The organism is Catenovulum sp. 2E275 (assembly GCF_025515275.1).
In the GTDB taxonomy this organism is placed as follows: Bacteria; Pseudomonadota; Gammaproteobacteria; order Enterobacterales; family Alteromonadaceae; genus Catenovulum.
Genome location: NZ_JAOPFU010000034.1, coordinates 1 through 20,264, shown reverse-complemented (window position 1 = coordinate 20,264; position 20,264 = coordinate 1). Strand labels below are relative to the sequence as shown.

The following is a 20,264-nucleotide window of genomic DNA, read 5'->3' as shown; positions in this document are numbered from 1 at the left end:
CTGCATCGACGATTAACTAAGGTTTTTATAGAATAACAAGTTTCAGCCTAAAAAGTCCAGTAAATCAAGCTTTTCGTCGCTTTTTAGTCGATATTAACCAGCTAAATATTAAGCTAAAAACCACTACTAAAACATTGAGCTATAATGAATTATCCGGTTAAAAGCTTTCAACTCAAAATATTTTTTAAAGTTGAGTTAATAGCTTAAAACATGGATAAAAATTAATCTATTAAACTTCTATTAAGTTCAGTTCGAGTTTGATTTTTAACCGTTTTTTATTTTCACTCCGTGACTGGGTTAGCTAAAAAATAGCTTAGTCGCTGGTTAATTTGCTTAAATTGGGTAGAAGATAATTTAAATTGCCACTGCGTTAATCCGGCCAGTTCGGTCGCAATTTGCCCACTGCCCTGTGCCATTACTCGCACCCAATGCTGTTCATCGTTTGAACGTAAACTTAATGAAACTAAGCTGTCATCATTAAATGCAATTTGAATTAACACAATAGAATCTTGCTGCCAAAGTTCAGGGTTAACAGCTTCTGGTTCAACAAAACTTAAATTTGAAAGTTGATTAATATAATTAGTAATTGTTTTTTCAGCGCCTATTTGCTGCTCTGGCTTTAACGGTGACATCGCCCAAACATCACCCATTTTAGTTGGTTGCTTATTTAATTCCGGCTCAGCCTGAGAATGATTAGCTAATGCAATATCAACCCGTTCAATTTTAAACTCTTCCTGTAAATCAACGTGTTGAATGCTAACTCTATTCACCTGTTGTATATTCCAATTAAAGAAATCAGTTTTAATCCAGTCGCTGCTCGTTTTTGGCATTTCAATATTATAATTTAACAGCCAAGTTTTTTGACTACGTTGCCTACGTACAAATTGTCCGTTTCCATTAGCGGCCTGTTTTCCAATTAATAAATCGAATTGTTTACCTGTATTCAGTTTAACTAAATACGCATAGTTATCCCGATCGCTTTCAAGTGCACGCACTGATTTAACTGAGTTTTTAAGCGCTTGTTTTAAAGTTTCTTCAGAGGCACTGGGATCTTGCAAACCTAATTTATAAAACTGTTCCGGCCGATTAGTTTTTTCCTCAATATTTTTGGCTAAAATAAGTTGCTCAAGCCATTGAGAAAATTGAGACATTTTCAAGGGATAGTTATCTAAATTAGTTACAACCCAATTATCTTTTATAAGCTGGGCATTTATCAGTAATTCATTATTTCGGTTATAAATTTGTACCTGATGCAAATTCTGTTTATCCGCAATAAAATCGGCCAACCAATGCTCTGTTACCACAATTGCAGGTTGATTATTCCGTTCACTTAAAACTAAACTAATAATTAAAATGGTAACAGCTAAAAATAGTGCCAACATAGCTGATGAAAACTTCATTGATAAAACTCTCCTTGATAATCTTTAATCTAATTTACGCCTTTTAAATAATAAGCTCAGCAAATATAAAGATAAGGTCAATAAAATCGGGGCAACGATCACATTAATAAATTTAATAATAGTGCCCAATTGGTTTATTTCCTTGTTTACTTGAGCTTGGATCTCTTTCAATGCTTTGCGATTTTGGACTCTATCGAGCATAAATTGTTCAATAACAGATTGTTGAGTCTGATTGTGAATCGCTAGACCAGAATTATGCTTTTGGTGGTTTAATTCAAGTAATTTCGATTCTGTATTAGCTAATTTAGCTTTTAATATCTCTATCTGAGCTCTAAATTTTTCATTCACCTGAGCTTTAAATAATGCCACTCGTTCAAATGAACGATTAAGACTTGTTTTACTTTTTAAATTACTTAAAGCATCTGAAGTACTCAGATCATCAATAATATTAGTTAAAAAATTATAGTTATTAGTAAAAGAGGAATGGATAAACTGCCCTAAAAAGTAATTTGTTTTCAGCCAAAATTGATCAGCCAATAAATCCGTATCCGCTACTACAATTAAATTGCTATCTTTATTTTTGGATACAAAATCAGCTTTATTTCGATATTCAGGCATATCTGAAAAAGCAGATACAATAAGACCAGAAATTTTGGCTGCTAGAGTATATTGCTGATTTGAACCAATAAAAGGCGCCTGTGCTATTTTTGGCGATGCTGTACTTTGATAATCAACCAAAGGCATTAAGTGACTTAGCTCAGAACTATAAAGTAATGGTTCAAGCTTAAATAACACAGGTTCACGAGCAAGAAGATAACCAAATGATGAGCCATTGATTGTATTTAAACTTGCGGTGGTTATATCTGATGTACTTAAATGTTCTGTAGTTAAACCTAAATCAGTATATTGCTGCGCTTTTTGTAAGTTAGAAAATGGTATAACAAGTTTATTCTTTGTACCCTGCACAATTGTTTGATCTGAAATGATAACCCCCCACTGCTTCAGTAATGCCACTAATGCTTCTGAAACTTTCATTGCAGGATCTACTGATTCAGTTAAAGGATCTGCAAAAATGACTAATTTACCGCCTTTTAGCAAATATTGATCGATAGAAAACTGTAATTTCACTGATAAATCATGAGGGTTTATAACCAATAAAACATCCGTCAATTCCGGTATTTTATCTATATCTGAATTGATTAGTGTTACCGAATAATTTTGTTGTAGTAATTGATAAAAGTACCAATTATTTTGTTGTTTCTGAGCGAGTGGACGCTCTATCTTTCCGTTAATAGGTAAATCACTTAAAATGCTAACTTTTATTTTTTCAGGTCTTATTAATATCTGCAGTAACCTACAAATATCATATTCCAATCTAGCCTTTTGAGTTAGATCAAAAAATTGAATAGCAGCTGTTTGGCCATAAGCATTTCGCGCACCTAACCCAAAGTAAAGCTTTTTGCCATTTTCATCAATTGATGTCGCCTTTAATCCTAAAGATTCTGCTTGCTGATGTGCCAGAGAGTCGGTCTCAGGATCTATAGTATTTAATTGAATACTGCCTTTACTTAAACGAGCGTATTCAAATAAAAAGCTTTTAACCTGATTGGCATACAAATGCATTTGAGTAAGTTCTTTTGCGGCATCATTAGAAAAGAAAAAATATAAATGCAGCGGCTCATTAATACTGTTGATAATATTCAAACTATCTTCAGATAAGCTGTAAATTTTATTGTCCGTTAAATCTAGTTTATACATTGTTAAATATTGATTATTTAACAATGTTGCAGCAAAAAATATGATCGCCAGTGAGAGTAATACGATGAGAGTATTTACCTTTTTCATCTAATTTCCTTAGGCTGACTCTTTATAATCTATTGCACACAAACTAGCGATTAACCAAATAATAATTGAGATAAAAAAATAAATAATATCGCTGACGTTTAAAACCCCGGAAGCCAAAGCTTCAAAACGATTTAAAAAACTAAATGAAGCTAAAGTATCGACGACAATTTGTGGTGTAATTCGAGTTAATAAGCCAGTGAATATTGGATTACCAATAACTACAAAAAGAAAACACAACGCACAGCTAAAAATAAATGTGATACCTTGATTTGAGCTAAATGCAGCAATAAACATGCTAATAGATAAAAAAGTGCCAGCCATAAGCAAAGCTGCCCCGTATGCAGTAAACACAGTGCCCTGATCAGGATTACCTAAATAGTTAATAGTCAACCACAACGGAAAAGTTAAAAATAAACTTACCCCTAATACAAACCAAGCAGCAAAAAATTTGCCGATAGTTAATTGCCAAATTGAAACTGGCAAGGTCATTAATAACTCGATAGTTCCTGTTTTACGCTCATCCGCCCAGATTTTCATAGTTATTGCAGGTACTAAAAATAAATAAATCCAAGGTAAGTAACTAAAAAATGGAAATAACTCGGCTTGCCCAAGCTCATAAAGATTCCCATGATAAAAAGTCAAAAAAGCACTAGATACCAAAAAAAAGAAAATAAAAACATAAGTACTAGCTGTTGCAAAATAGCTAGCTACTTCCCGCTTAAAAATCGTGCCAACCATGATTAATTCCCTACCGTAATTTTTTTAAAGATTTCTTCCATAGAGCTTTCTTCAGCATAAATTGCATTGATATCCCACCCTTGTAGATGAACAGTATCAAATATTTGTGGGAATAAATTGTCATAACTTTCATGACCAACTATCGATATTTTTCTTTCCCCCAGATCTATAATGTCGACAACTCCAGGTGCTAACCTTAAATGCGATACATCTGGCTTTTTACTCTTAAACTCGAGCACAATTGTATTTTTAGATGAACCTTTTAATGCAAACTGTTGAGATGTCCCGTCGAATACTTTTTGTCCTTTATTGATAATAACGATACGGTTACAAACAGTTATAATCTCCTCCAGAATATTAGTGGCAATAATAATTGCTTTATCTGGAGATAAACGCTGAATTAGTTGTCTGACCTGATGTTTCTGATTAGGATCTAGGCCAACCATTGGCTCATCTAGAATTAATACCTCAGGATCGTGTAACAGTGCTTGTGCTAAACCAACTTTTCTTTTAAAGCCCGCCGATAAAGTTGCTATTTTTTGATTTAAAACATTAACCAAAGTCAATTGCTCTACAATTTTGTTCAACTGTTTTTTCTGGTCTTGTTTTTTTAATTGCCTGACTTGAGCAATAAAATTTAAAAACTGAGCAACTGTCATCTCCTCATAACTAGGAGCAGTTTCTGGAAGATAGCCAATTAATCGTTTAATCTTGATAGCATCTTTCTGCATATTCAGACCATTGATTTCTATCGAGCCAGAACTAGGTTTAATAAAACCAGCTAGCATTTTGATTGTGGTTGATTTGCCTGCACCATTAATGCCCAGAACCCCCACAATATCTCCCTTTTTAACCTCCATACACAGATGATCAACAGCTATTGTCTGACCAAATTGCTTTGAGAGTTTGTTTACCTGAATCATTCCTTTTGATTTCTCCTGATCTATTATTATTTTTAGTTTATTGAATTAGGTTATTTGAAACATGCATGAATTCGATTATCTTAACATTAAAAGACCAATATTTTGGACAAATGTGTTTTATATTAAACAAAAATAAAATACGTAAAAAAGCACTTTAGTTTGGATTCTTACCTATACTCATTATGTGGCATCTAAAAGTAAGCTCTGTATAACGAGCAACTCATAACTGTTGCGGGGGAAATATGAGCTTATTTTCTAAAATAAAAATATTATGCTTAGTTATCGTGAGCTTTTCTGCAATATCAGAAACTCAAATAAACTTGCAGTTACGCTGGTTACACCAGTTTCAATTTGCAGGTTACTACATGGCTATAGAAAAAGGCTTTTATCAGGCACAAGAACTGACTGTTAACTTAATTGAAGGCGGTAATGGTTTATCACCTGTTGAACAGCTTATTCAAGGTAAAGCTGATTTTGCGGTTAGCGGGTCTGGCATTGTAATTGAAAGAGCCGCTCAAAAACCTGTAGTAGCATTAGCCGCAATTAGTCAAACATCGCCTTTGGTTTGGATAACTTTACAAAAAAACAACCTCACCCAACCACATGATTTAATTAATAAAAAGATTGCTATAATTAACTTAGTTGAGAGTGCGGAATTATTAGCTACATTTAAAAAAGAAGGCATATCTTTAACAAATATTGCGGAATTTAAAACACAGCAAACCATTGACGACCTCATCACTGGAAAAGTAGATGCTTATAATGGGTATTCCTCTAATGAACCTTTTTTGCTTAAAGAAAAAAGCATTGCTTACAGTCTTATTTATCCTAGTCAATACGGTGTGAATTTTTATAATGACATCTTAATTACCTCAGAAAATTTAGCTAAATCATCTCCAGAATTGGTTGAAAAATTCACCCAAGCCTCTTTAGCTGGTTGGGAATATGCATTTAATAATATAGAAGAGACTGTTCAATTAATTCATACTAAATATGCTCAAGGAAAAAGCATAGCGCATTTAAATTTTGAAGCTCAAAAGCTCAAAGAATTAGCTATGCCAGATTTCGTAACTATTGGTCACATGAACCCGGGTCGATGGCAACAAATAGCTCAAACCTATACTGAACTTGGCATGATCGAACAAGCTGATATATCTGGGCTAATGTACCATTCAACTCAGCCCGATTTATCATGGCTTATTCCTATCACTATATTTACTTTATTAATTATTTTGATTTTGTCTCTTATTTCATGGCGCTTTGCTTATCTTACTGGCGCATTAAAAAAGGAAATAAAACGCCGGACTTATGCTGAAAACAATTTGATAAAATTAAATAAGCAACTAAAAACTCAGGCTACATCAGACCCTTTAACACAAATATTTAATAGACGAGCCTTTTTTGAAAAAGGGGACGCTTTGCTTAATTTAGCAAAAAGGAAAGGATTAAATCTTAGCTTGTTTGTTATTGACTTAGATCATTTTAAACACATAAATGACAATTATGGACATAAAACAGGAGATCTTGCTCTTAAGACTGTTTGTAATCAAATCAAAGAAACAGCTATTCGTGAATACGATATTTTTGCCCGAATTGGAGGAGAAGAATTTGCAATAATAGCTTTGGACTGTAACTTACCACAAGCTGAACATTTAGCTGAACGAATTCTACAGTGCTTAAGAGATATTCAACTCTCTAGTGAAAACGGTGGCTTTATAAAATTAACCGCAAGTATTGGTATCTCATCCTTAACTCAATCAATCAGTGATAGCTTGTCACAAGCTGATTGTGCTCTTTATCAGGCAAAAGCCAATGGTAGAGATCAGTATTTTGTGTTTAATACTGTCTCAGACGAAATAAAGTCATCTTCAGAGCAAACGACATATAAAAACCTATTTCCAGTTAATGAATCTCTTCCGTTTCACGAGTAGCCTGTTCTAAAAATTCACTGACAGGTTTGAATTCAGCTAACTCAGCAGGCCTTTGAATACCAAACCCTTGAGCATAATCAACACCTATCTCTCTAAGCGCTTCTAGTATTTCATCATCTTCAACATATTCAGCAATAGTTTTCATTCCCATCACTGTACTAATCTGATGAATTGAGCGTACGATTTCGTGATCCCGTTTATTCGACAGCATTTCTTTAACAAAACCACCATCTATTTTAATATACTCGGCAGGTAAGTTCTGCAAATAGCTATAGGATGAAAAGCCTTTACCAAAATCATCTAAAGCAAAAGTAAAGCCATAAGCTTGCAGCCTTAAAATTAATTCTCGGCCAACAACTAAATTGTTGACGGCCGCTGATTCAGTAACCTCAAAACATATTGCTTCACTTGGAAAACCTACTTTCTGATGTAAATCAATAATATAGTCATATAAACTTTCATCATTTAAGGATTCACCAGACAAGTTAATAGATAAAGTTACTTTTTCCCAGATTGTTTGACGCGAAGATAACCAAGTAAAAACGGCTTTAATTACCCAGCGATCTATTTTATTGGTTAGTCTAAATCTTTCCGCTGCTGGTAAAAATAAACCCGGTGGTAATAAAATATCATTTTCATCGCGCATCCTCAGCAATATTTCCACATGCTCCCGGGCACTTGTTCCAACGGTTGGATTGATTCGCTGAAAAAACAATTCAAATTTATTATGAATTAAAGCATCGTTTATTTTTGCTGCCCACTGTGGAGCCTGATGGTGAGTATTTAAATATTCATTTTTATTGTCAAAAAGCTGTATATTATTGGGCCCTTTACTTTTAGCCAAATAACAGGCCGCATCTACCTCTCGTCTCGATTCAGCCGCGCTCAATGACTCATGAGTGATTTCCGTAATACCAAAACTGGCCCCTACAGAATAAACTTTTCCAGCCCAAATAAAACGGTAAGATTTAATATGTTCTCTAATTTTCTCTACTATAGCTAAGCCATGTTTAATTTGGGCATCGTATAAAATAATTCCATATTCATCCCCACCAATTCGAGCACATACATCTGTTTTGCGTAAAAACGAGCGTAAAATAGAACCAATTTCATATAATAATTGATCGCCTGCAGCATGGCCCGCATTGTCATTAATTAGCTTAAATCTATCTAAATCAATTTGACACAATATATGTTCACGTTTTTCAACTTTTGCGGTATGTAATGCAACATTCAGCATCTCTTCAAACTTTAATCGGTTATACAGCTTGGTAACTACATCATAACTGGCTTGAAAGTTAAGCTTTTTACGCAGTCTCTCTGATTGCGTCATATCACGTAAAACCATAACAGTCCCTACAGCTTTCTGTCCCGCATCTCGTAATAAAGTTATATGCTTTTCAACATACAAAATTTCTAAATTACGCTTAAATTCATGCGTGTGTCGGCTACCTGAATCAGAATTATGGTTTCGGATTAACTCACCCAAGTATTGTTTCAATTTAACTGTATCTTTACTGTGAACAAACGGTAAAATATCTTCAAGGGGTTTACCGATAATCTGCTCTTCATCCAAAGGTATTATTTGAAATGTAGCGGCATTACAAAACGTAACTAACCCATTCAAATCAGTTGTAATTACCGCGTCGCCAATTGAATTTAAAACAACACGATTAAACTCTTTTGCTGTGAATAATTCATCTAACATTAAATTAATTGATTGGGCAAGTTCTGCTGTATCTTGTCCTTCATCAGCAGATATATGACTAGCCTCAGATTGCGTTGGACAAATTTTGGCAACTTGCTGTTTTAATCGCTCTAATTCTTTTTTGGGGTTACGCCTATTCACAATAAAAGCAGCCACCAAAGTAATGCAGACTAAAATAATTAGTGAAATTAAAACTAACCAGAGAGGCTTTAAGTATAACTCCACACGGTTAAGAGGGATAATATCTAATTTAATATTTTGTTTATTATCAAAAAAGTTTTTTTGTATCAGTACATTATTAGAAGAATTTTCCAAACCTTTATTAACAAGGGAAATTTGATTAATAATTGGATTTTTTGAAGTAATCAATTCACCATAAATAACCCAGGTTTTCTCATTAACTAGAGTCACTCCAACTCTAGCCCAATTTTCTTCTGAAATTTGAGTGTATCCACAACAAGTAAGCTCGTGGGGCGAATTTTGTTCAAAATAATGGGTGATTTTAGCAATAAATTCAGTGGGTAACTGCTTAGCAATGACCTGTTCTGATGTACGAAATATCTGCTCTTCTGCACCAGTAGATTGGTTGTATTTAATTAAAAATGCAGGGGAGTTTAGTAATAACTCTGGTTCAGTAAATTCAGAAACAAAATCTTTGGTTATCAGTTGGAGCCGGCTTTCAAATAAATATTCAGCTTGTATTAAGTTATTTAACTGTTGCTGGGTCAGTTGATTCTGATTAAAATCACGCCAATTATTGATACTTCGAATAAACAAAAAACTCAATAAAAACAACAGAATTAAAGTGAGGATTAATGCTAAAGAAGTCAGGTTTCGGGTATATTTAGTTTTATTATAGTTTATCATTTTATTAATATGCCAAGCTCTAATTGAGGTTTAGTCAACTTTGAAACCATGTTCGACTGCCCACTTTATTGCACGTTATATTACAAAACTCAAGTAATATCTCACTTTTGTAAGATTTTTCTCACATCAATCACTACGTTTTTTCTTGGTTTTTTCACTAGTTTGAATTAAGAGATTTATCATTGCGCTTTTTTTCGCTATAGTTGGCGAAATTTTTGATATTACCTGAGTATTTAGCAACACATTTGCTTGTATTAGTCCTTTTCAGGTTCTGGCTATAAAAAATATCCCCTGCGGATAGTGAAAAGCACGAGATCTCCAATGACCACGGAAAAAATAGATTTAGACCAAGTAAGACAAAATATCACCGCAGTAGATGAAGCTTTATTAAAGTTATTAGCTGAACGCCGCGCTTTAAGCCTGCAAGTCGTTAAAAGTAAGGTACAAACTCAAAAAGCAATCCGCGATAGTTACCGCGAAACGTTACTTTTGCAAAACCTGACAGAAAAAGGCAAAAAATTAAAACTTAAACCAGATTATGTTAATCAAGTTTATCGCTTAATTATTGAAGATTCAGTTGAGCTGCAACAAGATTATTTATTACAACTCGATAATCCTGAGCTAAAAAGTGCTGAATATAAAATTGCTTATTTAGGCAGCAAAGGCAGTTATAGCCATGCCGCAGTTGAAAAATATTTAGCCAGTATTAATGGTGGTTTAATTGATTTAGGCTGCGATAGCTTTAACGGTATTTTTGCTGCGGTCGAAGACAAAAAAGCAGATTTAGGGGTTATTCCTATTGAGAATACCTCATCTGGTTCAATTAACGAAGTCTATGATTTACTGCAAACCACACGTTTAAAAATTGTTGATGAGTTATTTATTCCAGTAAAGCATAATTTATTGGTAGCATGTAAAACATCGCCGGATCAAATTCGCACGATTTATGCCCACCACCAGCCAATTGCACAATGCAGCGACTTTTTATCTGAATTTGAAAACGTAAAACTGGAAGTGATGGATAGCACATCGTCTGCGCTTGAAGCGGTTAAAAATTTAAATGACCCAAGCGTTGCAGTATTAGGCAGTGCTGAAGCCGGAAAACATTATGGATTAGAATCGATTCAGGCTGATGTTGCTAATCAAAAAGACAATCAAACCCGTTTTATTGTGGTGGCGCGCGAGTCTGTTAATGTACCGTTTCAGTGTGCGGCAAAAACATCGTTAATTTTAGCTGTTGGTCAACGTCCAGGCGCGTTGGTTGATGCGTTAATGATCTTTAAAAAGCACGACATTAATATGTGTAAATTAGAATCCCGCCCAATTAAAGGCCGCCCTTGGGAAGAAATGTTTTATATTGATGTAACGGAAAATATTGCAAGCGAAGCGATGCAAGCTGCAATTAAAGAGTTAAAAGCCAATACCACAGATTTTACTGAGCTTGGCTGTTACTTAAACCGCGCAAGCCAAACCCAACAATAATATTTGGCACCTAGCCAAATTAACATCAAAAAAATAAAATTAAAGTATTAAACATAATATTGTCTAATACTTTAATTTTTAAGTGATTTCAGCTTTAATAAAAGCATTCTTTTCCTGTTTAAGTTAATTTATGAATGCTTTTAAATCAATTTCGCTTTTATTCAGTTGCGCTATTTTATTAGCCTGTCAGCCACAAAATAATCAAGCCGAGCTAGAACCCAGATCAATTGCATGGCTTAAAGTTGAACAACAAGCTTTAACTCAGGTACGCCATTTAGCCGGAGAGCTACAATCGGTTGATTTTGCCCCGCTCAGTTTTCAGGTAGCCGGAAAAGTAGAAAAAGTTTGGGTTAATTTGGGAGATACAGTTAAAGCCGGTGATAAATTAGCCCAACTTCAACCAGAAAATTACCAGCTATCATTACAGGCTGCGGAAGGTGAATTACATAAAGCACAAGCTGCATTGATTGACCGACAAGCCGAATTTGAGCGATTTGCCAAATTAAAACAAGAGCAATTGGTTTCAGCCTCAGCATTTGATAATGCTAAATCTCAGTTTGAATCGGCGAAAAGCAGTGTCGAAGTTGCAAAAAGCCAGTTTAATATCGCCCAAAAGAATTTAACTGATACGCTGTTAATCGCCCCTTACGACGGCCATATCAGCCAAAGGTTAATTGAACCTTCGCAGCAAGTAAGCGTGGGGCAAACCGTATTATCGATTGAGGCGAGTCATGGTTTAGAAGTATCGGTTTTAGTACCCGAAACACTGATTCAAAATATTAAACCCGGGCTTATTTGCAAAATAACCAGTCAGGTGATTCCTAATCAAACTTTAACCGCTAAAGTGACCGAAGTGTCAAATACCGCAATTGATGTTAATACCTTTCCTGTGGTGTTGAGCTTAACCGAACAAAACCCCAAATTAAAAGCTGGGATGTCGGTAGAAGTTGAGTTTGAATTTAATGGTCAAGGTAAATCAGGTTACCGCGGCAATACGGTAAAAGTACCGGTATCCGCTTTATTGGCAGGTCAAAACCAACAAGCATTTGTATTTGTTTATCAACCAGATAGCAAAACCTTAAAAAAAGTGAGCGTAAAGCCGGAAAATATCATTAATAATCAGGTGCTCATTTCTGCTGGGTTAAAACATGGCGATATTATTGCAATTGCCGGTGTGTCGTTTTTACAAGACGGGCAAAAAGTCAGTTTGCTTGAACACAATATAACAATATTCAACTAATACAAAATAAAGGAAAACCAATGAATATTGCTGCAACGTCTTTGCATTATCGCAAACCTTTATTTTTTATCCTGGCGCTTGGGATTTTATACGGTGTATTTAGCTACTTTACTCTGCCAGCGCGTGAAGATCCCGAAATTACGATTAGAGAAGCCATTGTTAGCACTCAATATCCGGGCATGTCTGCTGAGCGGGTTGAGCGACTGATCACCAAAAAACTCGAAGAAGCGATCCGCAAAATCCCCGAAGTTGAGCGTATTCGTTCAACCTCTTCAATTGGTTCGTCAGTTATTCATGTGGAAATAGCGGATCGTTATTTTAATTTAGATAATATCTGGCAGGATTTACGCAACAAAGTAACCTCAGCACAAAGCCAACTGCCGCAAGGTACTCAAAGTTCGCAAATAAATGATGAATTTGGTGATGTGGCGATTATTACGCTAGCGCTCACCGCAGACGGCTTTTCTCTGGCGCAAATGTACGACACAGCCAAACATATCCGCGATACTTTATATGGCGTAGCTGGTACTAAAAAAATTGATTTATTAGGAGTTCAGCAAGAGCAAATTTATCTTGAAATAGCCAATAATAAACTGGCACAACTGGGGATTGATCCGGCTCAGCTCGGCGCTATTTTACAAAGCCAGAATATTATTAGCCCCGGTGGCTCAATTGATACCGGCTTAAAAAGTTATGTACTTGAGCCGTCTGGTAATTTTAATTCAATTGAAGAAATTGGTAATTTATTAATTAGTCTGCCTAATTTAAATCAGCCCATTTTATTACGCGATTTAGCTCAAATAAAACGCGGCTATATCGACCCACCAGAAAAACTGGCTTATTACAATGGCAAACCTGCCTTGGTATTTGCTATTTCTATGTTGTCTGGCTTTAATGTGCTCGATTACAGCCCGGTTTTAAAGGCTAAATTAGCGGAAATAGAGCAAACCCTGCCACTGGGTTACCAATTAGAAATTGCAACTTATCAGGCCGATCAGGTTGAGCAAACCGTTTATGGTGTTTCAGTTAATGTGCTGCAAACGCTGATTATTGTATTAGTTGTGGTCATGATTTTTTTAGGCGTGCGAGTTGGCTTAATTGTTGGTTCGATTGTACCTTGTGTCATGCTTATTAGTCTGGCGATTATGAATTTTAGCGGGATTAATCTTGAGCGAATGAGTTTAGCCACTTTAATTATCGCGCTCGGTTTATTAATTGATAACGGCATAGTCATCGCAGAAGATTTTAAAGCCAGACTAGAGCAAGGCGAAGATCGAATGTACGCCCTCACCCACGGCCCAAGTTCGTTAGCAATTCCGTTGTTAAGCTCATCGGTTAGCACGATTTTATTCTTTTTACCTTTAATGCTGGCTCAGCATGTAGCAGGTGAATATACCCGCTCAATCTCGTTAGTAATTTTAATCAGTTTAATGGCGAGTTGGCTGTTAGCGTTAAGCATAACACCCGTTTTATGTTACTTTTTTGTCGATAAACCCAAACAAAATCAGCCAAATACTAAAAATAACCAAGCTGCTAAATCGTCCAAGACTTTTATTTTTATTCAGCAAAAGTATCACTCGATTTTAGACTGGACACTCGGCCACAAATTATTAAGCCTGTGTATCGCGTTTGCTTTATTAGTATTGAGTATTGGCAGTATGCCTTTTTTAAACAAACAGTTTTTCCCCGATTCTGACCGGTTACAAATTCTGGTCGATATAGAATTAGAGCCAGATGCATCAAGCCGAGCAACCGATGCCGCGATGCAGGAAATTTTTAACTGGTTAAAACAAGATGAATTTTCACAAATCAGTTCTTATGCAGCTTATGTCGGTTTTGGTGGCCCTAGATTTGTGCTGTCGTTAAGTCCGCAAGATCCGGCCTCTAACAAAGGGTTTATGGTATTAAATTTAGATGATGCCAGCCAGATGGAGCCAACTATCACCCAGTTAAGAAACGGTTTTAGAACGCAGTTTCCTTATTTATCGGCCAGAGTGAATAAAATGTTTTTAGGCCCGTCTGATTCCTCTGTTATTTCAATTCAGGTTAAGGGGCCGGATCAGGAAGTCATTTATCAAACCGCAGAAAATATTCAGTCGATACTGGCTTCTATCGACGGCACCATAGATATTAGAAACAATTGGGAAGGACGCATTACCAAAGTTAAAGTTTTGGTTGATCAGCACAGAGCCAGACGAGCTGGAATAACCTCTGATGATGTTGCGCAAACCCTGCAAGCTTATTTTAGCGGCGCGCAAATTTCACAGTACCGGGAAGACGATAATATTATCCCTATTTTATATCGGGCAAAATTAGATGAACGTTATAATTTAGACAGATTACGCACGGTTAATATTTATTCGCCGAATACTCAGCACTATATTCCGCTGTTTCAGATAGCTGAGTTTGAGCCGTTTAATGAATTTGCCAAAATTCAAAAAGAAGATTTATTTAAAACCGTTACGGTAGAAGCTCGTCATTTAACGCTTACGGCTGAGATATTAAAACAAAAAATTGATCAGCAAATTCAAACCTTAAAGCAAAGCCTGCCACTTAATCACACCATAGAATATGATGGTGTCGTTAAAGAATCAGCCGAAGCTCAAAAAGCGTTAGCCCAATACATGCCGCTGGTGCTGGCGCTGATCGTGATCTTATTAGTTGTTCAGTTTAACTCTTTTAGACGCCCGCTGATTATTATTGCAACCATTCCGTTGGCGTTTATTGGCGCAGTCGCCGGTTTGTGGATAATGCAGGCTCCATTTGGTTTTATGGTATCGCTGGGTTTATATAGTTTGGCTGGGATTATTATTAATAACGCGATTGTATTAATTGATAAAATTGATTTAAACCGCCAAGCCGGACAAAACATAAATGAGGCAATTTTTGAAGCTTGTAACAGCCGGTTAAGACCAATTTGTATGACAACAATCACCACAGTTTTAGGTTTATTACCGCTTATTTTAAGCCATGATCCTCTCTTTTATGGTTTAGCTTGTGTACTAGCGTATGGTTTGGCATTAGGCACATTATTAACTTTATGTATTGTGCCTTGTTTATACGCTTTATTTTATCGACAGGATGAGATAAATCAGGCTTGATGTAATCGAGAAAAAAAGCCGCCAAATCATCGACACTTTGGCGGCTTGTTAATTTAGAGCTAAATCAATAAAGCATTATTTTAATTCAAAACTCACCGAAACATTCGCTTCAATATCAGTTGAACCCGGCTGGCTGCGCATAGATTTTAAGCTCATCGCCTCAGCCGCGACATATTGATAACCTCCCTGCTCTCTAATTTCAACCACTTTACCCAATTTTCGCCCGGCCTGTTTTGCTAAAATTTGAGCTTTTGCCCGAGCTTGCTCTACTGCGTTTTCTAACGCTTTTAAATAAAGTGAATAACTATCAGATACATGCGTACTGATTTGGCCAACTCGTGTCACCCCTAAACCTAACGCTTTATCAATTAATTGATCAAATTTTTCCCAGTTATCTAAATCAATTTTAAAAGTTCGAGTAACCATAAAACCGTTTTGCTTATTGCCCTGATCAGGAATATTTTCATAATAAGGGTGAATATCTAGCTGGTAGCTTTGCACATCAGCTTCATCAATACCAAACTGAAATATACTTTTTAATAATCTGTCAGTTTTAGCATCTACAATTTGTTTAGCTTTAGAAACACTTAAATTTTGCTCTTCAATAAATAAATGCATACTCAGTTTATCCGGCACTGCATTCACCGCAGCCCGCCCGCTCACAAACACTAATTCATCATCCGCTTTAGCTTGTAAACTGGTAAAAGCAGCAGCGATTAAAACAAAAGCAGAAACAAAATAAATAAAACGGCTTTTCAAAAAATGAGCATTTATGTGTTTAACATTCATAGATAAAACCTCTGTTGTTATTAAAACGAACCAATAAAAATATAAACTAGAACTAAGACTCATAGAATATCATTTAATTCCCGGTCAAAACTTGCATATTGTTAAGGCTTGGGTATATTCCAAACCATTATTGATTAGCCTTGCTGAACCCAACGTGAACCAAAACCTGTTACCACAAAATTTTATTGATTTTATTTCGCCGCATATTCCAGCCCATTTAAGTTTACAAAGCTTTGCCGAATATTGTGCCAAACCACTTAGAAAAAGTATTCGGGTGAATACCTTAAAAATAAGCGTCGATAACTTTATTCAGCTTGCTAACCATAAAAACTGGCACCTTAGTCCTGTTCCTTGGTGTGACACTGGCTTTTGGTTACAAAGGCCAGATGAAGAAGAAAATACAATAGGCCTAGGCAATACCGCCGAGCACGTCGCTGGTTTATTTTATATTCAGGAAGCCAGTTCTATGTTACCGCCAGAAGCGTTGGCATTTAATCAAACTTCATTATCGGTTTGTTTGGATGTTGCCGCAGCTCCGGGGTCTAAAACCACTCAGCTGGCCGCAAAAATGAATAATCAAGGCGTAGTGGTTGCAAATGAATTTTCATCCAGCCGCAGTAAAGGTTTATTTGCTAATATTCAAAGATGTGGTGTCACCAACTCAGCCCTAACACACATGGATGGCCGCCAGTTTACTTATTTAGAAGAAACCTTTGATGCCATTTTATTAGATGCACCTTGTAGTGGCGAAGGCACAATCCGTAAAGATCCGGATGCGATGAAAAACTGGACTGAAGACAGTGTTTATCAAATAGCCGAAACTCAAGCTGATTTAATTGATGCCGCATTTCATGCTCTTAAAGTAGGTGGTGTGATGATTTATTCAACCTGTACTTTAAATCCAATCGAAAACCAGCAAATCTGTTTAGCTTTAAAACAAAAATACCCGCAGCAGGTAAGCTTTGAGCCGTTAAATAATTTATTTGAAGGCGCAGAGCAAAGCATGACAGCTGATGGCTTTTTGCATGTTTGGCCACAAATTTATGATTCAGAGGGCTTTTTTATTGCCCGCATCAAAAAATTAGCTAGTATTGAGCCGCATCATGATAACCCGTTTACTAAACTCGGTAAGTTCCCTTATACACCTGTGACAAAAAAATTAGCTGAGCAATTTTGTCAGACGTTACAAAATCAATTTGCTTGCCAGCACTTTCCGGTTGAGCACTGTTATCAACGCAATAACGAAATTTGGTATTTTCCGCCTGAGTTTGCCAAATTAATTGGCAAAATAAAATTTACCCGAGTTGGGGTTAAATTAGCTGAACTAGCAAAGCATGGCTTTAAATTTGATCACAATTTAGCCACCAATTTTGCCCCGTTATTTAAGCAACAAACATTTGAATTAAACTCAGAGCAAGCTGCGAGTTATTTAAAAGGTCAGGATATTTGGTTTGAAAATGATGAACTAGCCAAGCTTAACAAAGGTGAAGTGGTTGTGCTGTTTAATCAGCAAGCGTTAGGTTTTGCCAAAAAACTACCGGATAAATTAAAAAATCAGCTCCCGCGTGAATTGGTCAGAGACAATGTTAGCTAATGCCGCTAAGCGATATAACCAAAAATGATAAACAGTTCTGGTTTGGAACAAATTATTCCTAGCAGATGTAACACTTATTTAAAAGCTCATCTACAATTAAGATACCTAGTTAAATTTGGCAGACATTTTTAACTAGTTAGCGCAAATGGACTCACCCCTTGAGTCTAGTTTTAGCCCAGATATCTAGTGGTCTGGGCTTTTTTCTTTGTGCGCTATTATTTTTATTGTTTGGTTCTTTCCCTATGGTTTTTTAGTCGTTGTCATTTATTCGGATTCTGTATTTATTGCTGGTCTATATTTGGCTTTAAGCCTGACATATAAAGTGCGATTCACTTTAGCAACCAACTGTCCGTGGGCATCTTTAATATGAAAAGTAAATGTTGGATAAATTTTATCGCCGTTGCGGGTCGCCTGAATAATTTCAGCTAGTTTTTCAGCTTCTAAAAAAGCTTCGGCAATAAGCGTTTCCCGACCAGGATGAATAAAATCAACTTCTGCTGATTTATCCCAAACATGATATTTTGAACCTAAATTAGCCATTAATAATAAGCTATAAACCGGATCTGTCATGCTAAAGATACTACCACCATATTGAGTGCGGTTAGCATTTAAGTTAATTTTCCAGTGTCTTAATTCTATTTTGGCATACCGGTAATCGGCTGAAATTTGACTAAAGCGAATTCCACAGCAAAAAAACGGCGGCCAGATATTCATAGCTAGTCGAATCAGCCTAGGATATTTAAATACTTTATCCATTTACAATTATTCTCTTAAAAACGGCAAGTTCTAATTATTATTTAAAAATAAAAGGTTTAAAACTTAATCAAGTCAGACTAAAATCAAAGTAGGCTCGCATATAGATGCGAATTAAGTGTATAATCTTTAAAATTTTAACGAATAGCAAATTATTATGTCAGAACAAAATACTGAACTAAAAAAAGCGGGCTTAAAAGTTACTCTGCCTCGAATCAAAATACTTGAGCTATTACAAAAGCCAGAGCATCAGCATATTAGCGCTGAAGAACTCTACAAAATATTGCTCGATTTAGGCGAAGAAATTGGTTTAGCAACGGTTTACCGTGTATTAAACCAATTTGATGATGCCGGTATTGTTAACCGTCACCATTTTGAAGGCGGTAAATCAGTATTTGAACTAAGCCAGAAAAAACACCACGATCATTTAGTGTGTTTAAAATGTGGCAAAGTAATTGAGTTTATCGACAATGTAATTGAAGAGCGTCAAGAAAGAGTTGCCGAAGAACATGGCATCAGATTGACCAACCACAGCTTACATTTATATGGTTATTGCGTTGATACCGAAAAATGCGGACAAGACGATTAATCAAAAATTGATTTAATCGTTAAAGCGTTAAGCCAAATCTAAATAAAGAAAAATCGATAAAAATGAGCAGCCAACTGCTCATTTTTTTGATCAAGCTGCATTAATATATTTATTCAGTCGCAAATACTTTATTTAAAAAAGTAATCATATCTTTTACGACTGGTTTTGCCAGCTCATCAAAACAGCCTTTGGTATATTCATTACAACCACTGTCTAAAAATCCGTGGCCTTTCCCCTGATACAATTTATATTCAACCTTTTGCCCAGACTCTTTTAGCAAATTAACATACTTTTCTGCCGATGTTGCTGGGGTTATTTGGTCTAAACTTCCAACAAAAACAAACTGTGGCGGTAAGGTATAATCTGCATTGAGCTTAACATTATGCGAAGGCGATACTGCCCGATAATATTCTGGATTAGTTTTAACGGAAATCGGATCACCAAATATGCCGCGTGGCTTAGCCTTAGCCCAATGCCAAAAACCATTATTATCAGATTCAAAAAAGCCGCCTTGCGCTACCTGATATAAATCTAAAGCGGCGTAACTTAAAATAGCGGCCTGCACTTTTAAACCATCTGATTTGGCTATCTCTTCTGCGGTTTTACCTTTCGGCAAATAAGTTGGATTAAAACCTAATGTTTTATCTGAAAATCCATCTGTTGCCAGTGTACGCCCAGCCAAAACGACCATAGCGGCCAAATGCCCACCAGCGCTATCGCCAGTGACAGCTATTTTATTAGGATCGCCACCATAGTTTTTAATATTGTCTTTAACCCAAAGTACAGCGCCCATTGCATCTTCGATAATCTCATTCATTGTTGTTGTATTATTTAAATCACCGAGCAAACGATAATTCACATTAACCGTAATCATTTGAGTTTGCTCAGGAATAAAAGCAGCCAGATCATTCATAATTTCTTTGCGGTTAACCAGCCAGCCGCCACCATGAAAAATCACCACCACAGGTAGTAGCTCAGAGCTTTGCTGCTCTGGCACTTTAATATCTGCGGTTAATGCAAACCCTTTGGGTTTAGCCCAAATTATATCTTGGTAAATAAGCGCCTCTTTAGCAGAAGCAGAACCAACAAAAGCAGCAGCGGATAAGATAATAAAAGTGCATAAAATCAGCCAATGGCTAATTAAGTTTGTCTGATGTGATTTCATTTAACGCATTCCTAGAGCCTGTTTATCTTTGTTTATAATTTGATCTGAGAGAAAAAATTGTCTTAGACAAGGCAAAAATAACGAAATTTAGTCGTCTAAAAGAATTATTTTTAACGCAGTATAAGACAATTTTGGCCTC

At 36.0% G+C, this 20,264-nt stretch carries 14 protein-coding genes; 6 read left to right on the top strand and 8 right to left on the bottom strand.

All coding sequences use genetic code 11. From position 1 onward, the window contains the following. Positions 1-281 precede the first annotated feature (281 nt). Genes N7931_RS14350 through N7931_RS14335 form a run of 4 tightly spaced genes read right to left on the bottom strand, consistent with a single transcriptional unit; the run spans position 282 to position 4,906 of the window. Complete coding sequence (locus N7931_RS14350) at positions 282-1,400, bottom strand: DUF4340 domain-containing protein (RefSeq protein ID WP_262794998.1); 1,119 nt, start codon at positions 1,398-1,400, stop codon at positions 282-284. Between the two features lie 24 nt (positions 1,401-1,424). Further along, positions 1,425-3,245, bottom strand: coding sequence for a Gldg family protein (locus tag N7931_RS14345; RefSeq protein ID WP_262794996.1), 1,821 nt, complete (start codon positions 3,243-3,245; stop codon positions 1,425-1,427). A gap of 9 nt (positions 3,246-3,254) precedes the next feature. Next, a complete protein-coding gene (locus N7931_RS14340) occupies positions 3,255-3,983 on the bottom strand; it encodes an ABC transporter permease subunit (RefSeq protein WP_262794994.1) in 729 nt (242 codons plus the stop codon). 2 nt (positions 3,984-3,985) lie between these two features. Then, on the bottom strand, positions 3,986-4,906 hold the full coding sequence (locus N7931_RS14335) for an ABC transporter ATP-binding protein (protein ID WP_262794992.1): 921 nt from the start codon (positions 4,904-4,906) through the stop codon (positions 3,986-3,988). 242 nt (positions 4,907-5,148) lie between these two features. Here N7931_RS14335 and N7931_RS14330 point away from each other — a divergent pair, with 242 nt between their 5' ends. Continuing rightward, positions 5,149-6,837 carry a GGDEF domain-containing protein gene (locus N7931_RS14330; RefSeq protein WP_262794990.1) on the top strand — a complete coding sequence of 563 codons (1,689 nt, stop codon included), beginning with the start codon at positions 5,149-5,151 and terminating at the stop codon, positions 6,835-6,837. Here N7931_RS14330 and N7931_RS14325 read toward each other — a convergent pair. Next, on the bottom strand, positions 6,809-9,412 hold the full coding sequence (locus tag N7931_RS14325; protein ID WP_262794988.1) for an EAL domain-containing protein: 2,604 nt from the start codon (positions 9,410-9,412) through the stop codon (positions 6,809-6,811). The genes N7931_RS14330 and N7931_RS14325 overlap by 29 nt on opposite strands. A 321-nt stretch (positions 9,413-9,733) precedes the next feature. Here N7931_RS14325 and pheA point away from each other — a divergent pair, with 321 nt between their 5' ends. From pheA to N7931_RS14310, 3 genes are all read left to right on the top strand, one after another. Further along, positions 9,734-10,894: a prephenate dehydratase gene (gene pheA, locus N7931_RS14320; protein ID WP_262794986.1), complete on the top strand. Its 1,161-nt coding sequence runs from the start codon at positions 9,734-9,736 to the stop codon at positions 10,892-10,894. A gap of 130 nt (positions 10,895-11,024) precedes the next feature. Next, positions 11,025-12,134 carry an efflux RND transporter periplasmic adaptor subunit gene (locus N7931_RS14315; RefSeq protein ID WP_262794982.1) on the top strand — a complete coding sequence of 370 codons (1,110 nt, stop codon included), beginning with the start codon at positions 11,025-11,027 and terminating at the stop codon, positions 12,132-12,134. A 20-nt stretch (positions 12,135-12,154) separates the two neighbouring features. Then, positions 12,155-15,235, top strand: a complete 3,081-nt coding sequence (locus N7931_RS14310; protein ID WP_262794980.1) for an efflux RND transporter permease subunit — start codon at positions 12,155-12,157, stop codon at positions 15,233-15,235. A gap of 75 nt (positions 15,236-15,310) precedes the next feature. Here the strand turns inward: N7931_RS14310 and N7931_RS14305 are convergent, their stop codons facing one another. After that, positions 15,311-16,024 carry an SIMPL domain-containing protein gene (locus N7931_RS14305; protein ID WP_262794979.1) on the bottom strand — a complete coding sequence of 238 codons (714 nt, stop codon included), beginning with the start codon at positions 16,022-16,024 and terminating at the stop codon, positions 15,311-15,313. A 154-nt stretch (positions 16,025-16,178) separates the two neighbouring features. On the opposite strand from N7931_RS14305, the gene rsmF reads away from it, so the two are divergent. Continuing rightward, positions 16,179-17,618 (top strand): 16S rRNA (cytosine(1407)-C(5))-methyltransferase RsmF, encoded by a 1,440-nt coding sequence (gene rsmF / locus N7931_RS14300; protein ID WP_262795047.1) that lies wholly within the window; start codon positions 16,179-16,181, stop codon positions 17,616-17,618. A 264-nt stretch (positions 17,619-17,882) separates the two neighbouring features. Here rsmF and N7931_RS14295 read toward each other — a convergent pair whose 3' ends face one another. Beyond that, positions 17,883-18,374 carry a DUF4442 domain-containing protein gene (locus N7931_RS14295; RefSeq protein WP_262794978.1) on the bottom strand — a complete coding sequence of 164 codons (492 nt, stop codon included), beginning with the start codon at positions 18,372-18,374 and terminating at the stop codon, positions 17,883-17,885. Positions 18,375-18,528: 154 nt separating this feature from the next. Here N7931_RS14295 and fur point away from each other — a divergent pair, with 154 nt between their 5' ends. Further along, positions 18,529-18,960, top strand: coding sequence for a ferric iron uptake transcriptional regulator (fur, locus tag N7931_RS14290; RefSeq protein WP_262794977.1), 432 nt, complete (start codon positions 18,529-18,531; stop codon positions 18,958-18,960). A 109-nt stretch (positions 18,961-19,069) separates the two neighbouring features. Here the strand turns inward: fur and N7931_RS14285 are convergent, their stop codons facing one another. Next, on the bottom strand, positions 19,070-20,125 hold the full coding sequence (locus N7931_RS14285) for an alpha/beta hydrolase (protein WP_262794976.1): 1,056 nt from the start codon (positions 20,123-20,125) through the stop codon (positions 19,070-19,072). Positions 20,126-20,264: the final 139 nt, after the last annotated feature.